The 20641-nt window shown below is 49.0% G+C and carries 16 protein-coding genes; 5 read left to right on the top strand and 11 right to left on the bottom strand.

What is annotated here, in order from left to right; translation table 11 throughout:
- Positions 1-109 precede the first annotated feature (109 nt).
- From GF401_08895 to GF401_08885, 3 genes are all read right to left on the bottom strand, one after another.
- A complete protein-coding gene (locus GF401_08895) occupies positions 110-658 on the bottom strand; it encodes a hypothetical protein (protein MBD3345163.1) in 549 nt (182 codons plus the stop codon).
- A 147-nt stretch (positions 659-805) separates the two neighbouring features.
- Positions 806-2116 (bottom strand): DUF2254 domain-containing protein, encoded by a 1311-nt coding sequence (locus GF401_08890; GenBank protein MBD3345162.1) that lies wholly within the window; start codon positions 2114-2116, stop codon positions 806-808.
- Entirely contained in the window at positions 2113-2436 is a 324-nt protein-coding gene (locus GF401_08885; protein ID MBD3345161.1) for a hypothetical protein, read from the bottom strand. Before GF401_08885 ends, GF401_08890 begins: the two co-directional genes overlap by 4 nt.
- Positions 2437-2651: 215 nt before the next feature.
- On the opposite strand from GF401_08885, the gene gap reads away from it, so the two are divergent.
- From gap to GF401_08860, 5 genes are all read left to right on the top strand, one after another.
- A complete protein-coding gene (gap, locus tag GF401_08880) occupies positions 2652-3653 on the top strand; it encodes a type I glyceraldehyde-3-phosphate dehydrogenase (GenBank protein ID MBD3345160.1) in 1002 nt (333 codons plus the stop codon).
- 76 nt (positions 3654-3729) lie between these two features.
- Positions 3730-6120, top strand: coding sequence for a phosphoenolpyruvate synthase (gene ppsA / locus GF401_08875; GenBank protein ID MBD3345159.1), 2391 nt, complete (start codon positions 3730-3732; stop codon positions 6118-6120).
- A gap of 106 nt (positions 6121-6226) precedes the next feature.
- Positions 6227-6889, top strand: a complete 663-nt coding sequence (locus GF401_08870) for a hypothetical protein (GenBank protein MBD3345158.1) — start codon at positions 6227-6229, stop codon at positions 6887-6889.
- A gap of 94 nt (positions 6890-6983) precedes the next feature.
- Entirely contained in the window at positions 6984-7307 is a 324-nt protein-coding gene (locus tag GF401_08865) for a hypothetical protein (protein ID MBD3345157.1), read from the top strand.
- Positions 7308-7523: 216 nt separating this feature from the next.
- Positions 7524-10199 carry an AMP-binding protein gene (locus GF401_08860; protein MBD3345156.1) on the top strand — a complete coding sequence of 892 codons (2676 nt, stop codon included), beginning with the start codon at positions 7524-7526 and terminating at the stop codon, positions 10197-10199.
- A 110-nt stretch (positions 10200-10309) separates the two neighbouring features.
- Here the strand turns inward: GF401_08860 and GF401_08855 are convergent, their stop codons facing one another.
- From GF401_08855 to GF401_08820, 8 genes are all read right to left on the bottom strand, one after another.
- A complete protein-coding gene (locus GF401_08855; GenBank protein MBD3345155.1) occupies positions 10310-12367 on the bottom strand; it encodes a copper-translocating P-type ATPase in 2058 nt (685 codons plus the stop codon).
- Between the two features lie 107 nt (positions 12368-12474).
- Positions 12475-12849, bottom strand: a complete 375-nt coding sequence (locus tag GF401_08850; GenBank protein MBD3345154.1) for a response regulator — start codon at positions 12847-12849, stop codon at positions 12475-12477.
- 2 nt (positions 12850-12851) lie between these two features.
- Positions 12852-13796: a PAS domain S-box protein gene (locus tag GF401_08845; GenBank protein ID MBD3345153.1), complete on the bottom strand. Its 945-nt coding sequence runs from the start codon at positions 13794-13796 to the stop codon at positions 12852-12854.
- A complete protein-coding gene (locus tag GF401_08840; GenBank protein MBD3345152.1) occupies positions 13657-15540 on the bottom strand; it encodes a PAS domain S-box protein in 1884 nt (627 codons plus the stop codon). Before GF401_08840 ends, GF401_08845 begins: the two co-directional genes overlap by 140 nt.
- Positions 15541-15722: 182 nt before the next feature.
- The gene (locus tag GF401_08835; GenBank protein ID MBD3345151.1) at positions 15723-16094 is read right to left on the bottom strand and encodes a response regulator; all 372 of its coding nucleotides are present in this window, start codon (positions 16092-16094) and stop codon (positions 15723-15725) included.
- Positions 16091-18253: a PAS domain S-box protein gene (locus GF401_08830; protein MBD3345150.1), complete on the bottom strand. Its 2163-nt coding sequence runs from the start codon at positions 18251-18253 to the stop codon at positions 16091-16093. Before GF401_08830 ends, GF401_08835 begins: the two co-directional genes overlap by 4 nt.
- A 5-nt stretch (positions 18254-18258) precedes the next feature.
- Entirely contained in the window at positions 18259-19890 is a 1632-nt protein-coding gene (locus GF401_08825; protein ID MBD3345149.1) for a DUF547 domain-containing protein, read from the bottom strand.
- 24 nt (positions 19891-19914) lie between these two features.
- Positions 19915-20403, bottom strand: a complete 489-nt coding sequence (locus GF401_08820) for a hypothetical protein (GenBank protein MBD3345148.1) — start codon at positions 20401-20403, stop codon at positions 19915-19917.
- Positions 20404-20641: the final 238 nt, after the last annotated feature.

Genomic DNA, 20641 nt, shown 5'->3' with positions numbered 1-20641 from the left:
GATATAGCTTTCCCGGTTAATGAAATCATGGCCGGCTGAATGAATTATTAAAACGAGCTGTACAATGGACCATTCGGCCGAACGCTCACGGCGCGTGCCTGCAGAAGATTCATTCATCATTGTTGTTTTGAGTTTCCTTATACTTTATCGCAATCCCTACGACTGTTGTATAGGTTATGGTTCTGAATGCCGGATCGCCGTAGCAGTAATAGTAATGATGAGGGTAACTGCGGTACCGGAAATAGGGATCGCCGGGAAAACCGCCAAAGTGCGGGGGGCCGAATCCATAGTAGTATCGGGAATAGCATCGTGAAGGATATGTCTCCTGTTCGTGTACCATTGTTTCGTAGACGTAAACAGCATCGGCGCCGAATTCGGCCCCCTTGATCCGCAAAATCTTTTCTGCCTGTTCCCATTCCCGGACTCCATCAACAACGATCTCCGCAATTTCGACAAACTCCCGGCTCTTTGGTTCTTTCCTAAAAACCTCGACAGTTTCAGGATCCGTTGCCGGGTAATCGATCGCCTGAGAATACATCTGTGTACTCACGTCCGGGCCTGGAGCGCAACCGGCTAATGCGACAGCCAGGCAGTAAATCACAAGGTAATAAGAATTCTTTTTTATTTGCTCTTTATACATCAACCAACGGCATGTCATTGTGCATTCTCCTTATTTTGGGTGGGTAAAGGTGAATGTTAAATGTGCAAACTATGTGCCAGAGATTGAGGGGGCTTGAGTTATTTTTAAGCAAAGATTTTTCCCTCTTTGATGCCATTTGGGTACGCGTTAGAACCCATTACCGGATTAATGCATTCCAACTGCATGCATCAATCGGCCATGGGCTTCCATGATCAAATCTACCGACTGCGGTTCGCTCAGTTTTTTCGTTGCCCGTTGGATCCTGTCGGCATAGGCCTGAATAATATCATACTTTTCGCGCTGTCTTACTTGCGAGGCCACATAGAGAAAGGTATCGATCAGATGGATTATAACCCGTGGTTGTGAAGCTGCAAAGTGGACGATTTCACCGAATGCACTATTGAAAAAGGATTCAAATGGTATAACGGGAAGGACCAGCCTTTGCTCGTCCCGGTCATCGGCGAACCCTGTCTGCCTGGGAGTACGTCGTGCTATTATGCCAAGGAGAACCCCGAGCCAGTCGATACATATCATGGCCGTAGAGGGTGAATTTACTGCGGGAGAGAGTGCCCGGACCGCAATTTCGACAATAAGATTTATGTTATAGGCTGGATCCATACGGGGTATTCGATGAGACCCCCGAACATACAGGCTGTTAATTATATGGATATCACGATCGTTTACCTTCTTTTTGGGTAAAAGAGTGCCAAGGGATTTTCCCGGTGAAGAAAAGTCGCCCGGGCGGAGCCTGGCATAAAAGCAGCAATCAAGCTTCGAGGCATAGCTGATCAGCTTGCCGATATCAACCTCCTGTATATATCCCGAGCGAAGCGATGGTATTTCGGTCCCCTCTGTATATTTGTCGGTACCGGAGTCCGATTGGGTATCATCTTTCACCCTCTTGTCGCCGGGGTATTCAAAAGCAATCGCATGTTTCATTTCGGATGCGAGATTTGCAATAAGGTTGTCGACCTGAAGCTGTTCCGCTACATGGTGAACGAAAAAAACAAAAAACCCTATGCTGACAAATCCCAGTACCACGCCGATTAGTACCGAGATCTGCGGAACCACGGCCGGATCGAAATTCCCGAAAATGCTTCGAAGCACGATTATGCAGAAACTGAAGGTGGCAACAAATATACCCAGTGAAAGCTGATTCCCCTTGTCGTGCATGAAATTACGAAGAACGCGGGGGCCGAATTGCGATGATGCCTGCGCAAGGGCGACTATGGTAATCGAAAAAACCACCCCTGCCACGGTGATAATCGATCCGGCAATCGTTGCCATAACCTGCCGCGCTCCCTCCTGACTGCCGGTATAAATCCAGGGCAAACATTCTTGTATATAATCCCCCGCAACAGCATCGAAATACAAACTTCCTATTGCCGTAACTATTGCCGCCAGGATCATACACGCGGGAACAAACCAGAAACTGTTCTGCAGCCAGTACCACAGAGTAGATATTTGTGCTTTCATATCGTACCATCAATCTCTTTTGATATATATTCATGCAAACTGCAGACCAAAATCTTTGTTGTGGGACCGAAACAGAAAGCCGACTTTGCATGGATTTCACACTGACGAATATGGCCCAAAGAATCGATCACCATCGCCGGTGACCAGAAAGGCCACGTCTCTCCAAAGGCTCGCATAGAATCACCCAGAATATCCTGTACGTAGAGCAGTTGAATGAAAACCATTACCGATACGGTAAGCGGTGATGCTAAAAATATTCCCAACGCACCGAAAAGAAGGCCAAGCCCCTGCTCCAGCTCCCTGGGTGCGTCTGGAACCATTTTGAGAAGCGTCCGTCCCCGACTCTTATTTTTGCGAATGCATTTGTCGATTATGAGAATCGTCACAAAACCATAGCCAGATCATGGTACTTCTCCTTCCGGCGGTTTGCAAATGATTTTGCCGCACAAAACTCGAGGTTGGCATCAGAATTGCAGATCCTTTACTACAATTTTAATGATGAATACTCATCTCACCTCCTGAGAAAGGAAATACCATGGCACGTCTCGCAATTAACGGATTAGGAAGAATCGGCCGTGCGGTTCTGAAAATTGCTTCAGATATGCCCGATATGGAAGTGGTTGCTGTCAACGATCTCCTTCCCGCCGAAAATCTGGCCTACCTTCTCAAATTCGACTCCGTATACGGCCGGTTCCATAAACCGGTAAAAGCCGAAGGCGAACATCTGAAGGTCGGCGATACCAATATCAGGATGCTGAACAGCAAAGAACCTTCAGAGCTCCCGTGGGAAGACATGAAAATCGATGTCGCACTCGAGTGCACCGGACACTTTACCAACAAGGAAGGCCTCGAAAAACATCTTAAGGCCGGCGCCAAATACGCCATCCTTTCGGCACCCTCCAAAGGTGACGGCATGAAATTCGTTGTTCCCGGTGTTAATCATGCTGAAAAATCGGATACCATGTTCTCGACCGCCAGTTGCACGACCAACTGCATCACCCCGGTAATCGAAATCATGAAACGGCGTTTTGGAGTGAAAAAAGCGATCATGTCGACCATTCATGCCTATACCTCGACGCAGCAGATTGTTGACGGCCCCTCCAAAAAGGTCCGACGGGGAAGAGCTGCTGCGACCAATCTAGTACCCACATCAACAGGCGCGGCCAAGGCGACCACCAAAGTCATAACCGATCTCGAAGGATTGTTCGACGGTGTTGCCGTCCGTGTCCCCATACCTGTCGGATCGATCTCCGACATTGTCTGTATTACCGTAAAATCAACAAGTATCGATGAAATAAACAATGCTTTCAGAGAAGAAAGTGAAACAGAACGGTATAAAGACATTCTCGGTGTTTCAGATGAGAACATCGTTTCTTCGGATATCGTTCAGGATCCCCGGGGATCGATTGTCGATCTTACCATGACGAAGGTAATCGACGGCGATCTGGTGAAAATCATGAGCTGGTACGATAATGAATGGGGCTATGCTGCACAGATGGTGCGTGAATCGAACAAGGTGGCAAAATTTCTCAGTTGACATACAGGGGCGACATTCCTTTTGCCGTCCAATCTCTTTTGTAATCCAGAAACTTTTTGACCGATAAGGTGGAATTATGGCGAAGAATTCAACGTTTATACGATGGTTTGAAGAAATCAGTTCAGATGATACCGCAACGGTGGGAGGCAAAAATGCTTCACTGGGCGAAATGATCAGGTCGCTCAAGGCTGAAGGGATCCGTATTCCCGACGGATTTGCCTCGACCGCTGGAGCCTATAAGAAATTTGTGCAGGAAAACGAGATCGACCAGAAAATACGCTCGCTGATCAACGATCTGAAAAAGGGCGATAAATCGCTCGAAAAAGTCGGCAAATCGATCCGTCAGCTCTTTCTCAAATCGCACTTTCCCGATGATATATCGCAGGAAATTCGCGATTCATATAATGAATTATCAAAACGTTATAAAAAGAAAGAGACGGATGTTGCTGTCCGGAGCAGCGCTACCGCAGAAGACCTTCCTTCGGCAAGCTTTGCAGGACAACAGGAGACTTTTCTGAATATATCAGGAGAGGATGATGTATTGGATGCATGCAAAAAATGCTTTGCCTCTCTTTTTACCGATCGGGCCATAAGCTATCGTACCGAAAAAGGCTTCGATCACATGAAAGTCTACCTGTCGGTGGGCATTCAGAAAATGGTCCGCTCCGACCATGCCGGTTCGGGAGTCATGTTTTCGCTTGATACCGACACCGGTTTCCCCAATGCAGTGGTGATCAATGGCGGTTTAGGCCTTGGAGAAAATATCGTCCAGGGTACTATCAATCCCGACGAATACGTTGTATTCAAACCATTGCTCGATAACAATGACTTCAAACCGATTGTCAGCATGTCGCTGGGTAACAAGGCCAAAAAGATGATTTACAGTAAAGGAGGATCCAAGGCCACAAAAAATGTCGAAACCTCGGAACAGGAACGACAGGCCTTTGTGCTCAATGAAGATGAAATCGTACAGCTTGCGAAATGGGCCGCGGCTATCGAGAAACATTATGGCAAGCCCATGGACATGGAATGGGCAAAAGACGGCGACAGCGGCGACCTGTTCATTGTTCAGGCCCGGCCCGAAACTGTCCAGTCCCAGAAACAGGCAACGTCCTTTAAAACGTACAGTCTCAAGGAAAAGGGGAATAAACTCGCCGAAGGCATTGCTGTGGGCGAAAGCATTGCCGCCGGCAAAGCCCAGATAATATCATCACCGGAACAGCAGGACCAGTTCGAAGACGGAGCAATACTGGTTACCGGCATGACCGATCCCGACTGGGTGCCGATCATGAAAAAGGCCGCAGGAATCATCACCGATCACGGCGGCCGGACCTCGCATGCGGCAATTGTCAGTCGCGAACTCGGCATGCCCGCCGTGGTGGGGACCGGGAATGCTACCGAACAAATCAAAGACTCTTCCGAGGTAACGATCTCCTGCGCTGAAGGACATCAGGGGAATGTGTACGAAGGCAAGCTTGATTTTGAAGCGCGGGATATCGATACCGAAAAATTGCCTAAACCACCGATTGATATATTGATAAATATCGCCAGTCCCGATGCGGCATTCCGATGGTGGCGCCTGCCCGTCAAAGGGATCGGCCTGGCTCGTATGGAATTCATTATCAATAACGCAATAAAAATCCACCCCATGGCGCTGACCCATTTTGATGCGGTGGAGGACAAAGACGACCGCAGGCAGATCGAAGATTTGACACAACGGTACGAGGATAAAACGCAGTACTTTGTCGATAATCTTGCGCGGGGTATCGCCCGTATCGCCGCATCGCAGTGGCCGAATCAGGTGATCGTACGAATGAGCGATTTCAAAACCAATGAATATGCCAATCTGATCGGCGGGAAATCGTTTGAGCCCGGCGAAGCAAATCCCATGCTCGGTTTTAGAGGCGCTTCACGGTATTACAATGATCGCTATCGTGAGGGCTTCGCTCTGGAATGCCGGGCAATCAGTAAAGTCAGACATACAATCGGACTAGAAAATGTCAAGGTTATGATTCCCTTCTGCCGCACCCTCGAGGAAGCCGATAAGGTGCTCGAGGTCATGGAAAGCGAGGGGCTGAAACGGGGAGAGGGGGGTCTGGAAGTCTATGTCATGTGTGAAATCCCGTCAAACGTGATTCTTGCCGATAAATTTGCCGAACGCTTTGATGGTTTTTCTATCGGTTCGAACGATCTCACCCAGCTTACTCTGGGAATCGACCGGGATTCCGATATCCTGAAAGCGCTTTTCGATGAACGTAACGACGCAGTCAGAGAGATGATCGCCATGGTAATAAAGAAAGCGCACAAGGCAAAACGTAAAGTGGGGATCTGCGGTGAAGCGCCAAGTAATTACCCCGATTTTGCGCAATTTCTTGTGGATAATAAAATCGATACGATCTCGCTCAATCCCGACAGTGTTATCGGGGTTATCGAGCGTATCGGCGGTAAAAAAGCAGGAGGGAAATAATTCCGCCGCAAAAAATGCTCTGCTCACAATAATCGGCATTCGGCATATTGATTGCCCGATATTCCCACAATTATGCAGGTCACATTATTCCGAAAGGAGATAAGCGATGCACATCACCCCTCATATTCTTGTAACAGGCTTGCTTTTAAGTTTAAGTCTTTCCCATTTCCGCTGCGCCCCGGAAACCGGCGAGGAAAAAGAGGCGGAAAATGTAGTGTATAAAGCGGATTTGAAGTCTCTCAATAGCTCGGTAACCGGTCGAGAAGCATCCGGAACCGCCACATTAACCCGGAAAGGTGATTCACTTTTTATCTCGGTTGAAGCGACCGGTCTCGTACCCGGTATTATGCACCTTCAACATTATCACGGCTTTGAAGATGGAAAAGATGCCGACTGTGCGGAAATGGCCCAGGATACCAATAACGACAGCATCATCGACCTGGTCGAAACACAGGCGGTTTCCGGTATTACCCTTGTCCCTTTCAATGCCGACCCCGCTGCATTGGAGATCACCACTCAAACGTATCCCGTAGCCGACAGCCAGGGAACGATCAGTTACAGGGATACGGTAATGATCGGCACACTGCAGGATGCCATGAAGCAGAAGTACGGCATCGATTCGCTGCTCCTTGACCACCGAATCGTCTACATCCACGGAGTAGCACCCGACATGCAACTTCCCGGATCAGTCCAGTCGCTTCCCAATGTCCCGGCACATGTGACTTTGCCGGTGGCATGTGGTAAACTCAGGCGGCAAAGTGGCGAATGATAAACCGGACCCTTGCCTAATGGCACAGTATTTGCAATTTATTAAATTGCATTTACTATCTGTATTCATAAATATGTAAAACAAGGAGGAATATATGTGGCAAGCATGGATAAATGTTATCGCGGGGATCTGGGCCATTATATCAAGCACATCGGCTCCCCTTTTTACTACTACGAATTTTTTGATTACCGGAGCTGTTATTGCTGTATTTGGATTCTGGACTCCAAAGCACAAATGGCAGGGGTATGTCAATGGCGCCCTGGGAGTATGGCTTATCATTTCGTCATTCGTACCCGCGCTGCAGACGGCAATTAATTTTCTGGTAGTTGGAATCGTTGTAGCTGCTTTGGCGCTATGGCGGGCATTGGAAACCGGCACGCGCGCAGGCCGTCATGCTCCAACCGGAGGTCATGCATGATGTGCGCATCCTTTCCGGTAACCGCTAAAAACGCTGGAGACAAAATTCCATACCTTGAAAAGTAATTCGTATTCACATGAATGTCGATTGGGCCCTCTCGCCGGATAAGGCAAGGGCCTTTTTAATTCAACAGAAAGCATAAACTAAAAAATTTTTTGGGTGTTATGGAAATCGGAATTGCTGCGATATCCATTATGGGAACCTCGGAGTAAACTTATGAGCGCCCTTACCAATACTCTTCACCGTCTTACCGATGTGCTCAAGCAATACGGTTCAAAAACCGCAATCATCGAATTCGGGGAAAGTGACACCATTTATCGATGTACTTTCGAAGAGCTTTCTTCACACATGAATTCCCTTGCCCGGGGAATTGGCGCCGGAATGATTCAAAAAGGCGACCGGGTGGGGCTTATCGCACGGCCTTCAATACAAACGACAACCATTGCCCTTGCGCTGATCAGGGCCGGTGCAGTCCTTGTCCCTATTGACCGGCAGCTTGACGATGATTCGCTTGAGCATATAATCGACGATGCCGCTTTGCGGCTTATTATTGCCGATGACTCTTCTTTTGAAAAGATCGAGCAGCTCTCTCTCAAATCCACGCCCGAACTGATCCGGCTTGATGAAACCGACACCTATCGCCACCCCACCGGAGAATTGCCGTCCCTTGAACCGGATGATGTTGCAGTGCTGTTTTACACATCAGGAACAACCGGTCCGTCAAAGGGCGTACCACTGAGCGCTCAGAATATCGCCTTTCAACTCGAAACGGTTGCCAATGCAAAACTGATAAACCGGGACGACCGAGTTCTGTTGCCGCTTCCGTTACATCATGTATATCCACTTTTTATCGGTCTTTTTGCACCGCTCTCGCTGGGTGTCTGTGTGATTTTTCCCCATACCATTACCGGCCCGCACCTTATGCGCGCTATAAAGGAGGGTGATGCAAGGGTTATCATCGGCGTCCCCCGCCTTTATCGCGCGTTCTATGAAAACATCGAACATTCACTGCAAGAATACAAGGGGCCGGCGGGTATTGCTCTGCGGACAGGGTTGAAGGTGTCAATGGTGCTCAGGAAGCGGTTTAACACCGGAATCGGTGCAATTTTCTTACAGCCGCTTCGGCGCCGTATCGGTCCCCATCTCCGGGTGACCGCCTCAGGCGGTTCCGCTCTTTCCAAAGAGCTTTTCTTGAAACTGGAATCCCTCGGATTCACCGTTGCCGCCGGTTATGGACTCACCGAAACATCACCCCTGCTCACCCTCAACCTTCCGAGCATGGCAAAGCCTGGAAGCGCCGGACGGATAATCGATAAGGTCGGGCTGCGTATCCATAAGTCAAATTCACCCGAAAGTGTTACCGGCCAGGGAGAAATACAGGTACAGGGGCCGAATGTTTTCAAAGGCTATCGAAACCTCGATGAAGAAACAAAAAAAGCATTTACCCCCGATGGCTGGTTTCGCACCGGTGATCTGGGATATGTCGACAACCATGGATTTCTCTTTATCACCGGAAGAATATCGACAGTGATGGTAACCGAAAGCGGCGAAAACATTCAGCCCGATGAGATCGAAGAGTGGTACGAAAAGCATCGCTTTATCGAAGAGGCAGGGGTACTGATGCGCGAGGGGAAACTCTCTGCGGTTGTGGTACCCGATATCGGTGCAATCACCGGCCACGGCATGCCTGCCGGTGAAGCGATCAGAGAGGCTATGGAAGAACAAAGCAAAAACCTGCCCACCTATAAACGTATCGCACAGTATGTGATATCTCGTGAAAATCTCCCCCGGACCCGGTTGGGTAAAATACGGCGTCATCTGCTTGATGAGCACTATAGCCGCGCAGAGAAAAGCCGGGAGTCTCCACTGCCGCACGCAGGCCCGATCCCCATCGAAGAAATGAGTTCCGATGACAAAGCTTTGCTCGAAAATCCCGCGTCTCACACAGCATGGGAAATCCTGGCCCGTCGTTTCAGCGACTTCCCCCTCACACCCGACACATCACCTCAAATCGATCTGGGAATCGATTCTCTCGGATGGCTCGAAATAACCCTTGACATCAGCGAGAAAACAGGGGTGGAAATCGATGAGCAGGCTATCGGACGAATCGAAACGGTTCGTGACCTCCTCCGCGAGATCGCCGGTCAGACCCGGAGCGGTGCCCAGCAGGGTGGCGATCCATTCCGAGCCCCGGAGCAGCTTTTGAATGCTACTGAACGGCACTGGCTCAGGCCCCACACCCCGGCAACGGAGGCTTGCGCCCACGGGCTCTATCTCTTTAACAGAACACTGATGCGCGCTCTTTTCAGTATGCGCACAGAGGGTATCGACAACCTGTATGAGGCCGGACAGTGCATTATCACCCCTAACCATATCAGCTATATCGATTCCTTTGTGATTGCCGCAATACTTCCATACGATTATCTTAAAGGATGTGCCTGGGCTGCGGGGGTTGAAGTTGCCTTTCGCAATCCGCTGTTCAGATTTGTCAGCCGTCTCGCCTACGCGCTACCGATCGAGCACGGCAGAAATGCACGCAAAGATATGGCCCTTGCTGCAGCAGCAATCGATCGTAAACGTAACCTTATCTGGTATCCCGAAGGACGGCGGGAAACATCACGTGAATTCCTTCCCTTCCGCCCCGGTCTGGGACTTGTGCTGGAACACCGCCCCCTTCCGATAGTGCCGGTCATTATCAAAGGAACCGAACGCGCAATGCCGATAGGACGGGCAATCCCCCGGCCGACCACCATCAAAGTAACCTTCGGAAAGCCGATTTTACCCGATGCACTCCAAGATAAAGCTCATCCCGAAGATGGCCGTGAAGACGGACGACGGTATGTGGAGGGACTTAAGTCGGTTATGGAGGAGATGATGGTTCGTCAGGGGTGACCTTAAATTTTTAAAATGTTGTTTGAGTTTTGGGATCTAATGCCTTCGGCTTTTGACCTTCCTTCGTATTCCCAAATCTGCGAATTTGGCTTCTCAAATCCTGAAAAGGATCAGGTTTTCTTTTCCTGATACTGCGGGACCTTCAAAAACCGGGCATTAACGGCCACGATTACCGTGCTGGCCGACATTAAGATCGCACCGGCTGCCGGGCTGAGGATAATTCCCCAATTGTAGAGGACACCTGCGGCAAGGGGGATTGCGATAACATTATAGCCGGTGGCCCAGGCAAGATTCTGGAGCATTTTGCGGTAGGTAGCCTTTGCCAGAGCAGTAATCGATACCACATCCATGGGATTACTGCGGACCAGGATGATATCCGCAGTTTCGGCGGCAACATCGGTACCCGCACCGATTGCAATGCCGATATCGGCCTGAGCGAGCGCCGGAGCATCATTGATACCATCACCAACCATCGCCGTAATTATTCCCCGCGATTGTACCTCTTTGATTTTGTCTACTTTCTTTTCCGGAAGCACCTGTGCAAAGTATTCATCGAGACCGATTTCTTTCGCAACCGATTCGGCCACCGCTTCATTGTCACCGGTTACCATCATGGTCCGTATCCCCATCTCTTTCAGGGATGCTACCGCTTCTTTAGATTCTTCACGGACAATATCCGAAAGCGCGATCAATCCTGCAGCCTTTTTATCAAATACAACGAATACGACGGTATTGCCGCCTTTTTGCATAGTGGTAAGAGCATCTTTATCGTATTCGATATTATTTTCATTCACATAGCCAGGGCTGACCACCTTGACCTCTGTGCCATCCACCGTTCCCTGCGCACCCCGTCCGGTTATCGACTTGAAACCACTCACCTGTGGCCGTTTATCGCCGGCGTTCTCTACAATCGCCTTTGCCAGGGGATGTTCCGACTGGGCTTCAACTGCGGCGGCATAGGATAGGATTTTTTGCTTATCCATGCCTTTCGACAATGGCTTGACTTCAGTAACACCGAATGTTCCCCGTGTTAATGTTCCCGTTTTATCGAATATGATCGCCTGAAGATTGCGGGCATGCTCAAATGCGCTTCGCTGCCTGATCAGGAGACCGTGAGAAGCGCTGAGTGAGGTTGACATAGCTACAACAAGCGGGATGGCAAGCCCAAGGGCATGAGGGCAGGTAATTACCATGACCGTTACGGTCCGTTCGAGAGCAAACACAAATTCGGCGCCAAACCCCACGAGCCATATTATAAGCGTTATAATTCCTGCGGTAATGGCGATACCGGCCAGCCAGGCGGCCGCTTTGTCGGCCAGGTTCTGAGTGCGGCTTTTCCCCTGCTGTGCATTCCGCACCATGGTGATGACCTGCGATAAATAGGAATCTTCGCCGGTCTTTTCCACACTCACCTTTATGGAGCCTTCACCATTCACCGAACCGCCGACTACTTTTTCACCATCCCTTTTATGCACCGGTTTCGATTCCCCGGTCAGCATCGATTCATTAACCGACGTCTCACCCTCCACGATTGTGCCGTCAACAGGTATTTTTTCCCCAGGCTTGACAAGCACCTTGTCTTCCATACTAAGCTCACTGATGGGGACATCCTCCGTATCACCCCCGGAAACAATCTTGTGCGCCTGAGACGGCAGAAGCTTTACCAGCGATTCGACCGCCTGCGACGCTCCCATAATGGAACGCATTTCGATCCAGTGCCCTAAAAGCATAACATCGATAAGTGTCGCAAGCTCCCAGTAGAATACTTTACCCTCAAGACCGAAGGTGACCAGGGCGCTGTAGCCATAAGCAACCGTAATCGCCAACCCGATCAGGGTCATCATCCCCGGCTGCAGCTTTTTCATTTCATTGTACAACCCCTTAACAAAAGGCCAACCGCCATAAACGAAAATAAGGGAGGAAAAACCGAAAAGCAGAAAACTATCACCCGGAAACCGCCACGCCTCCCGCACACCGATAAATCCCTGAATCAGGGGAGACAGGGCTAAAACCGGGACGGTCAGTGCAAGGGATATCCAGAAACGGTGTTTGAAATCCTCCACCATGTGTTTATGGTGGCCCTGATGATTCTGTGAGCCCCCATGGGAATCATGATTCCCACCGCCGTTGTGTCCCTTGGGACCGGAAGAATGCTTTTCGTGAGCCATAGTATCATGGACCCTTTTCTTTGCTCATGAAAACTCCAAACCTTTTTATACCTGTATGGTTCTATTTGTGTTTATCTGGAGGAAAAAGCAAATACTATGCCACCATTTCACCGTCCACCCCCGTCATGGCTCATTATCGAGATAAGTTCCGATATTGCAAAGGGCTTTACCAAGTAGGCTACCGGCTTCACCTGCATGGCCCTTCGCCGGGTGTCTCCTTCCGAATAACCGGTTATGAAAATGATATGGGTGTTCAGTTTATCGGCGATTTCCTGCGCGGCTTCTATACCATCACTCTCACCGCTCAGGCGTATATCCATTATTATGTAATCCGGCGATTTTTCAAGAGCCAGCGAAACAGCTTCTTCCTTTGATGAAGCTGATCCGATAACCGAAAATCCACCGGCCTTGAATCGTGCTTTGAGCGCCATTACCATAGCAGCTTCATCTTCAACAATCAGTACTGATGGCGATGTTTTCATTGTTATACCCTTTCTGAGTAAAGGTCCTCACGAAACCGGATATGCCACCGGAGTCCGCCATTGCTTTTAGCACTTACCGAACCATGCAACTGGTGCTCGACGATCTGATAAACAAGCTGTATTCCGAGTGTTTCGCTCTTCGTGATGTCAAACCCATGGGGTAATCCTGTGCCGTTATCGCTTACACTCAACTGGATGGTTTTTTCTTCTCTGTGCATTTCTATATAGATCCGGCCTTCCCGATCACCCGGAAATGCATACTTAAAACTATTGGAGAGTAATTCATTGATGATCAACCCGCAGGGGATGGCAAGATCGATCAATAGTTTTATATTATCGACTTTAAACCGGACACCGACTTTCTCCGGCGAAATGTCGTAAATAGTCATAAGGAACCGGGTTAAATCGATAAGGTACGGTTCCATATCGATACGGGACAGCTCTTTTGATTTGTATAGTTTTTCGTGAGCCAGCGCCATTGTCTGCATGCGAAATTGACTTTCTCTGATAATTCTCTCAACGTCTTCATTGTTGGATGATGCCGCCTGTAATTCCAGAAGTGCTGAAATCACCTGCATGTTGTTTTTTGTGCGGTGATACAACTCCTGGAGTAAGGTGTTTTTTTCCTGCAAAGATGCTTTCAGTTCTTCTTCCGCCTGCTTGCGTTTGGAAACATCGATTCCCATGCCGATAAGACAGGAGCGTCCCTCATATTCGATACGCCTTCCGGTAAAATAATGAGGTTTTTTCCTGCCGTCCCTTGCAACAAGTTCGGCTTCAACATCCGCCTCTCCTGTTTCAAAAGCTTTAAGAATACCTTCTTCGATTTTTTTTTCGGCTCTCTCCTGTAAACAATTCCGCCGGACGGATACTCCGGAGTTCTTCAATAGAATAACCGGTAATTTTTTCAGTAACCTTGTTAAAGCGGAGAAAATGCCCCTGCTCATCGAATAAATAAAAAATCCCCGGCAGATTTTCCACGATGGTATTAGAAACATTCCGCTCACGGACTACAGCTTCCTCGGCCCGTTTCATTTCGGTTATATCGGTCTGTGTCCCCCAGATACGAACGAGCCGTTTATCTTCGATAATTCCCGTCACGTTATTGGAAAACCAGACAGTATTGCCGTATCGGTCAAATTCGACCGACTGGGCACCGGTGATATGATAACCGCGTTCGATCCATGCGGTGACAAAAGCAATATTTTCCAACTTGATAATCCCCCCATGGAGTTCATATACCTGCTTTCCAATTACCTCTTCGGCTTTTGTATACCCATACATTCGTGCCTGGGCATTATTGCATTCGACAATTGCACTTCGATAGAGAATAGAGAGTTGTTGTTGCAGGGGCAAATCGGTTGCCATCGGCTCCGGTAATTCGAGAAGGTAAAATCCCTCGGCGGTATGTTCCATCAACGACCGGAACCGTTCTTCACCGATCTTACGCTTCAGCTCTTCCTCCTTGCGCTCGGTGATATCCATCCCCACCCCCATCATCCGGAGCGGGTTCCCCTCTTCATCCCGTTCGGTATCGCCATACCCGGCAATCCAGCGTATTTCCCCATCAGGTTTAACGATCCGGAAATCAACGCTGTGCTTCCCCCCCTTTTCCACACAGGCACGCACATTTTTACGCCACTGCTCGACATCGTCGGGATGGATGCGCTCGAGGACATCATCAACCGAGCCGTGAAAATCTTCCGGTTTAAGACCCCACATTGCAAGCGTTTCATCCGACCAGAATACCTCACTGGTTATTATGTTCCACTCCCATGTTCCGATACGGGAAAGCTGCTGGGCCAGTCGATACCGCTCCTCGCTCCGCCGAAGCGCTTCTTCGATCTGCTTTCGCCCGGTGATATCTCTTCCTACCGACTGATACTCGACGATCTGTCCCGAATCATCGAACAGAGCCCGGTCGGTCCACTCTTGCCATTCAATGCTGCCGTCGGAAAGAAATGAGCGGTGCTCGTCGGTTTCGCACGGATGTTCCTGGCTGAGACGATCAATCTTTTGAATAATTTGTTGACGGTGTTCGGGTGCAACAAGGGATATGAATGAGGTTCCCAGCGCATCCTCTTTGCTTATCCCGAATGCCCGACAATAGGCGGTATTGACAAAGGTCCGAATAAATCCGGGCTTCCATCGGACAATAAAATCGGTTTGATCTTCAACCACCCTACGATACCGGCCTCCGCTCGAGTCCAACTCCTCATCCCTATCCTTCTCCGACGCTCCGCCACGATCGGATACAGGAACCGGTCCGGAAACCGATTGATGTTTACGGTGTATACCACCCGGTCGTTCTCTATTAATCGACCATTTTCTCAGGCGCATGAGATTTTCGATTCTGGTCATGAGTTCTTCCGGAATAAGCGGCGTCAGGATAAGATCATCGATACATGTATGCAGATACCGGCTCACGCTGTTCACACCGGTTCTGGAGATCAGCCCGAGAACCGGGAACATCAACGGTTTTGCCTGCTCCCTTTGCGCAGCGATGAGATTTTCATATTTCTTCAGGCAGCGACGGTCGATAATGCAGAAATCGAGCCCCCGGGGAAAAATCTCTTCCGGAGAACCGGATTCTATCTGACAGCATTTCCCCAGCATCCGTTGGAGCACCATGCGATGTTTGGTGTTGCCGACGAAAACGCCGATTTTTTCTTTTGATGCCACTTTGCACACAATACCATCCCGGATTGAGGACACCCTTTGCACTTTCTGGTGGGGTTTTTTTCGTCGAACATACTCCTCCGCTGCATGCGTATTCCATAAGCAACGTTAAATTATGTTGTAATCGAAAAAATTTCCGGCTTTCCCCCATCAAAATTTGGATTCGCAAGGATCATGCCACTGGTGCGGGTCCATCAGCGGCACCGGTTCATGATTGATATGAGTTCGGATATTGGAAAAGGCTTTACCATGTAGGCCACCGGATTTACCCGCATGGCTTTGCGTTTGATGCTTCCCTCCGAATAACCGGTTACAAAGATGATACTCGTATGTATCTTATCAGTAATTTCCTTCGCCGCTTCGATACCGTCACTTCTACCGCTCAGACGAATGTCCATTACAATAAAATCCGGAGAATTCTCGATTGCCGAAGATACCGCTTTTTCCCTGGTTGAAACTGTTCCGCATACCGAAAACCCATCGGCTCTGAGTCGTGCTTTCAGCGCCATTACCATAGCCGCTTCATCCTCAACAATTAGTACTGATGGTGATGCTCTCATTGTCATACCCTTTCCGAATAGAGATCGTCTCTAAATGTAATGCGCCACTTAAGCCCACGATCACTCGCAACATTTATTGAACCATGAAGCTGGTGTTCTACAATCTGATGAACTATCTGTACTCCCAGTGTCTCGCTCTTCATGACATCGAAATCAGGAGGAAGGCCGATGCCGTTGTCGGTAATGCTCAGTACCAGTTGATGAGCGTTGATTCTGTGCAAGCCGATAGTGATCCGTCCCTTCCGGCCCTGAGGAAAGGCATACTTGAAGCTATTGGAGAGCAGTTCGTTGATTATCAATCCACAGGGTATGGCAAGATCGATAAGCAATTTGATATTCTGGATATCAAAGCGGATATCAATCTTGTGAGGAGGAATGTCGTATATTGACATGAGCATCCGGGCAAGATCGATACAATACCGCTCCATATCGATACGGGAAAGGTCCTGAGACCGGTAAAGCTTATCATGAGCCAGGGCCATGGTCTGCATTCGAAACTGGCTTTCCCGGATTATCCTTTCGACTTCTTCGTTACCCGATGATATCGCCTGCAATTCGAGAAAAGCCGATATCACCTGCATGTTATTTTTTGTGCGGTGATATAATTCGTGCAGAAGGGTGTCCTTTTCCTGCAATGAGGTCTTGAGCCTCTCTTCGGCGTGCTTCCGTTCGGTAATATCAAGGGCGATACTTCCGAGCAGTGCAGGGCCGTTCGTTTGGCTTATGGTCAGCTTGTGTATCGACCATATTCGACCCGCAAAAGAAACTTCGACCTCCTCACTCCGGCCTGATTCCAGCACCTGTCGATCATCAAAACCAAGCTTGCGGGAAAGCTCCGGAGGAAAAACCCCCTCATCGTTTTTGTCTACAATTGTTTCAGGTTTAAGATCCAGATATGAATAAAATCCCTGGTTGGCAAATATAATTTTGCCCGAGGGTTCCTTGATAAAAACGAGTCCGGGAACATGGTCCATAAAGGAACGAAACCGTTCCTCACTGATCTTCTGAGCGAGCTGTGATCTGCGGCGTAAAACCGTATTCCCAACAAGCAGAACAACAACAATGATCAGGAGCAGAAAAAGGGCGATCGAACTCCAGATAACATATTTATATTCCTGGTACACGGAGAATGGCTCGTTGATAACGATGCTGTTCTCCGGTAAATCGTCGAGATCGATACCGAAATGCTCAAGATAGACATAATCGAACTTGTAAACATTGGGACTTTTTGTTACAATAGGGATATCAGCTGCATTCTCTCCATCAAGTATGCGGTACGCCAGCAGGGCGGCGGTCTTGCCCTGTTCCATACCGCTGGTAAGCATGCCGCCCACAATACCGTGCCCCAGATAAAACTCCCACACACTGTAAATCGGGTACGGGCATTTCGACACCAGACGTTCGAGATTGTATTCATGAGACCAGATGCGGCCATAGCGGTCATGGGTAAAGATAAAGGCGATTACGACGGATGTATCGGGAAGGTCTTTAACTCTTTGCTGTAGCTGCCCCATTGACCTGTGCTCGATATAATGAAAATTTATAGTGTCGCGGTACTCATCAAAAACCCTTTCGGCATTCCGTTTCAATGCGCTCCCGGTTATCGTGGGATCGGAAATATAAGCGACATCGGTCACCGATTGATGAAGCGACAGCGCAACTTCAAGCGTAGATTTAATATCGATATCCTCAACCACACCGGTAATATCCCGGCCATTTCCCTTATGCCGCTCGGGATCATAGTCGTTCAACCCGCAGAATACAAGCGGTGTTCCCGGCAGGATTTCACTTCCAATACCAAGCAGAAACTCAACCGCCCAGTCGTCGGCGGCAATGATAACATCAATGGGATACCTTCCATATTTCAATAGTAAAAATTGTTTGAGTACACCAAAATATTCTTCGCCATAGATCCGCTTTACATCCATATATTCGGTAATGATTTCCACGCCCGGCGCAAGGCTGTCGAAAACCGCTCGTATGCCTTCACTGATATTTTCCGACCAGGTAAATCCATAGTGATATGAATGAAGAACAAGAACCCTCGGATTTCGCCTGGCGAAAGATTCCGGCGCAGGAGCGGTTTCAGCGGTTGCGCAAGCCGGTAAAATAGTGCACAACACCAACGGTATCAGTACACCACGAATATCGGTTACTTTTTTCATAGGAGTTACTGTTTTTCAAGTAAATTCTTGTTTTGCCGGGAATTCAGACGCCAGTCATACTCAAGCCACTGTATATCGGGTGTTTTTCCTTTTTTCAGGGACTGTTTCAATTTGCGTGAATACCGGGCTGCGTACTGCAATGCCGAACCGGCGATCTGTTCAAAATCGCCTTCATACCACTGGTATAACTTTGTAAGAAAAACAGATTCATCGTCTGACGGATACCGGAACCATCGTGGATGATTGTGGGTATACACCGCCTGAGCTTCAAGCTGATCATCGATCCGCGATGCACGATATGCCTCCTGGCGGAGAATGGGACACCCGATTGCAGCACACACCAGTGCAAAATGGATACGCGGCTCTTTGAATTTTGGCCTGATCTGCTCATGCTCGATCTGATCCAGGCTCCAGGTATGGGAACCGATACGCCATCGCTGATCTTTCCATCGCTTGTCCTGCGGTATATCACGAATCGATTCGAGAGGTAAATACTCGAGTATGAGTTGGAGGGTAAAGGCATTGTAGGCATTGATAAGCAGGGCAAGTTTTTCGTTCCGTCCCATGGCATCAAAGGGAGCCTCTCCAATCTGCCTAATATAGCGCCTCAGCGGTTCGGGCTGTTGTGCAAGGGCCTGATAATCGACAAGCCCTTTTTTGTCAACATGCACCTGAAGCAGCGAATCGAAGAGTGAATGATCGAACGATGGCCCCTGTGGTTTGGGCGCATAGGCCTCTTTCATTGTAACGTCGGGAGGACCAAAGAGCGAGACCAACCATTTAACCGGACCGCGGACAACGGATGGCTCCGCGAGCGTAATGCCTGCAAACAGCATGAGAATAAGCGCTGGAACAGCGTAGAACAGTAATTTCCAATGCGGTGTTTTTTTTACAGCCGGTGGATGTGCTTTGGATTGTTCACTTTTTTGAATTTCCGTCTTTCCGGCAAGCGCTTTTCCGGCCAGACGGGTAATATATACGGTCACTGCGACGGTAGCGATAAATCCCGCAATGCGCAATGCCCATATGCCCGCCCCTGCCGTTCTGCCTTCAGCAGTTGCCGCTACGCCGGCGCGGGCAAGATAGCCGAGATATACATACATGAATGTACCCGGAAGCATAAACAACCAGCTTGTGGCGATACATGTTTTAAAATCGATTGGAGTCAATCCGTAGAGATAGTTCTGAAGATTAAAGGGGATGGCCGGTGAAAGACGTAAAAGGGCAACAATTTTCCAGCCGCCATCATTAATTGCCTTGTCGATTGCGGCAAACCGGGGATGTTGTTGGGCCATGCGGACGACCCGGTCCCGCGCTGCATACCGTGCAATAAGAAAAGCGACGGCCGCGGCTGTTGTGGAAGCAATGGATACAAGGATGGTTCCCCATACAAGCCCGTATATAAGACCGCCCGCAAGCGTAAGGGCCGAACCGGGAGCAAGCATGACCGTGGCGCCAATGTATACCACTACAAAAATGATCATGCCCCATATGCCGAGGCCTTGAACAAAATCTCCGAGACGTTCGCTGATTGTGCGCATCGGAAGATGTAGCATAATGATGAAAAGGCTGATCACGCCGCAAACAATCGACACCCATTTAATCCATATTGCATAATCGTCTAATTTGACATACATAAACCCTGTCCTTAGCTGTTGTTTCTATTTCGGCTCTGCTCCTTGCGGTATTTGCCGATGGGAGAGAAGCCGTGTTGATTCCTCTGCCTGTGTTATGCTTATCGAATCACGGGGAGTGACCGTGATTATTTCGGGTGCGTTGTCGACTGTCACGCAAGCCCTTGAGCGCTCAACCACCAGTTCGACGCTGCACTTCTCATTCAGAATAACCGGATCGTGGGATATCGTGCAGTTATTGAACGCAAGTCCGATTCCCTTACCGAAACGTGTCCCGGTTACCGAGTGATAATACCCGGTCGAACCAAAGGGAGTTGCCGCCACAATGCCGTCACCAATAAATATCTCCTTTCCGGCGTTTCCATCGAATCTCAGAGTGAAACGAAGGGCTCGTCGCTGATCTGCGTTGCGCACCACGACCTCATTGGTTCCCACAAGCCGTACGCTCCGGCATTGAACTGCAAGTTTCGGAAATTCAATAATTTCTCCCAACCCATCTCTGATTAGATCGAACATCCGGTCGAGTGGTTCATCATGGCATTTATAACAGATAAGACTTTCGCGCACCGGAAGTTTTGCAATACCGGGAAATTTTCTCTCGCACATAAGAATAGTGCCGTCACCACCAAGTGAAATGATAAAATCGGGATTGCCCTTATCATAAACAAAACCTTTTTGGGAGGCGATTTTTTCAATAGCAGGAATGCTCTCCGGATTTTTTGCACATATGGAAAATGTTCTCATTTCTTGTCTC

The sequence above is a fragment of the Chitinivibrionales bacterium genome, assembly GCA_014728215.1.
GTDB lineage: Bacteria > Fibrobacterota > Chitinivibrionia > Chitinivibrionales > WJKA01 > WJKA01.
This window is presented reverse-complemented; position numbering and strand designations above follow the sequence as displayed.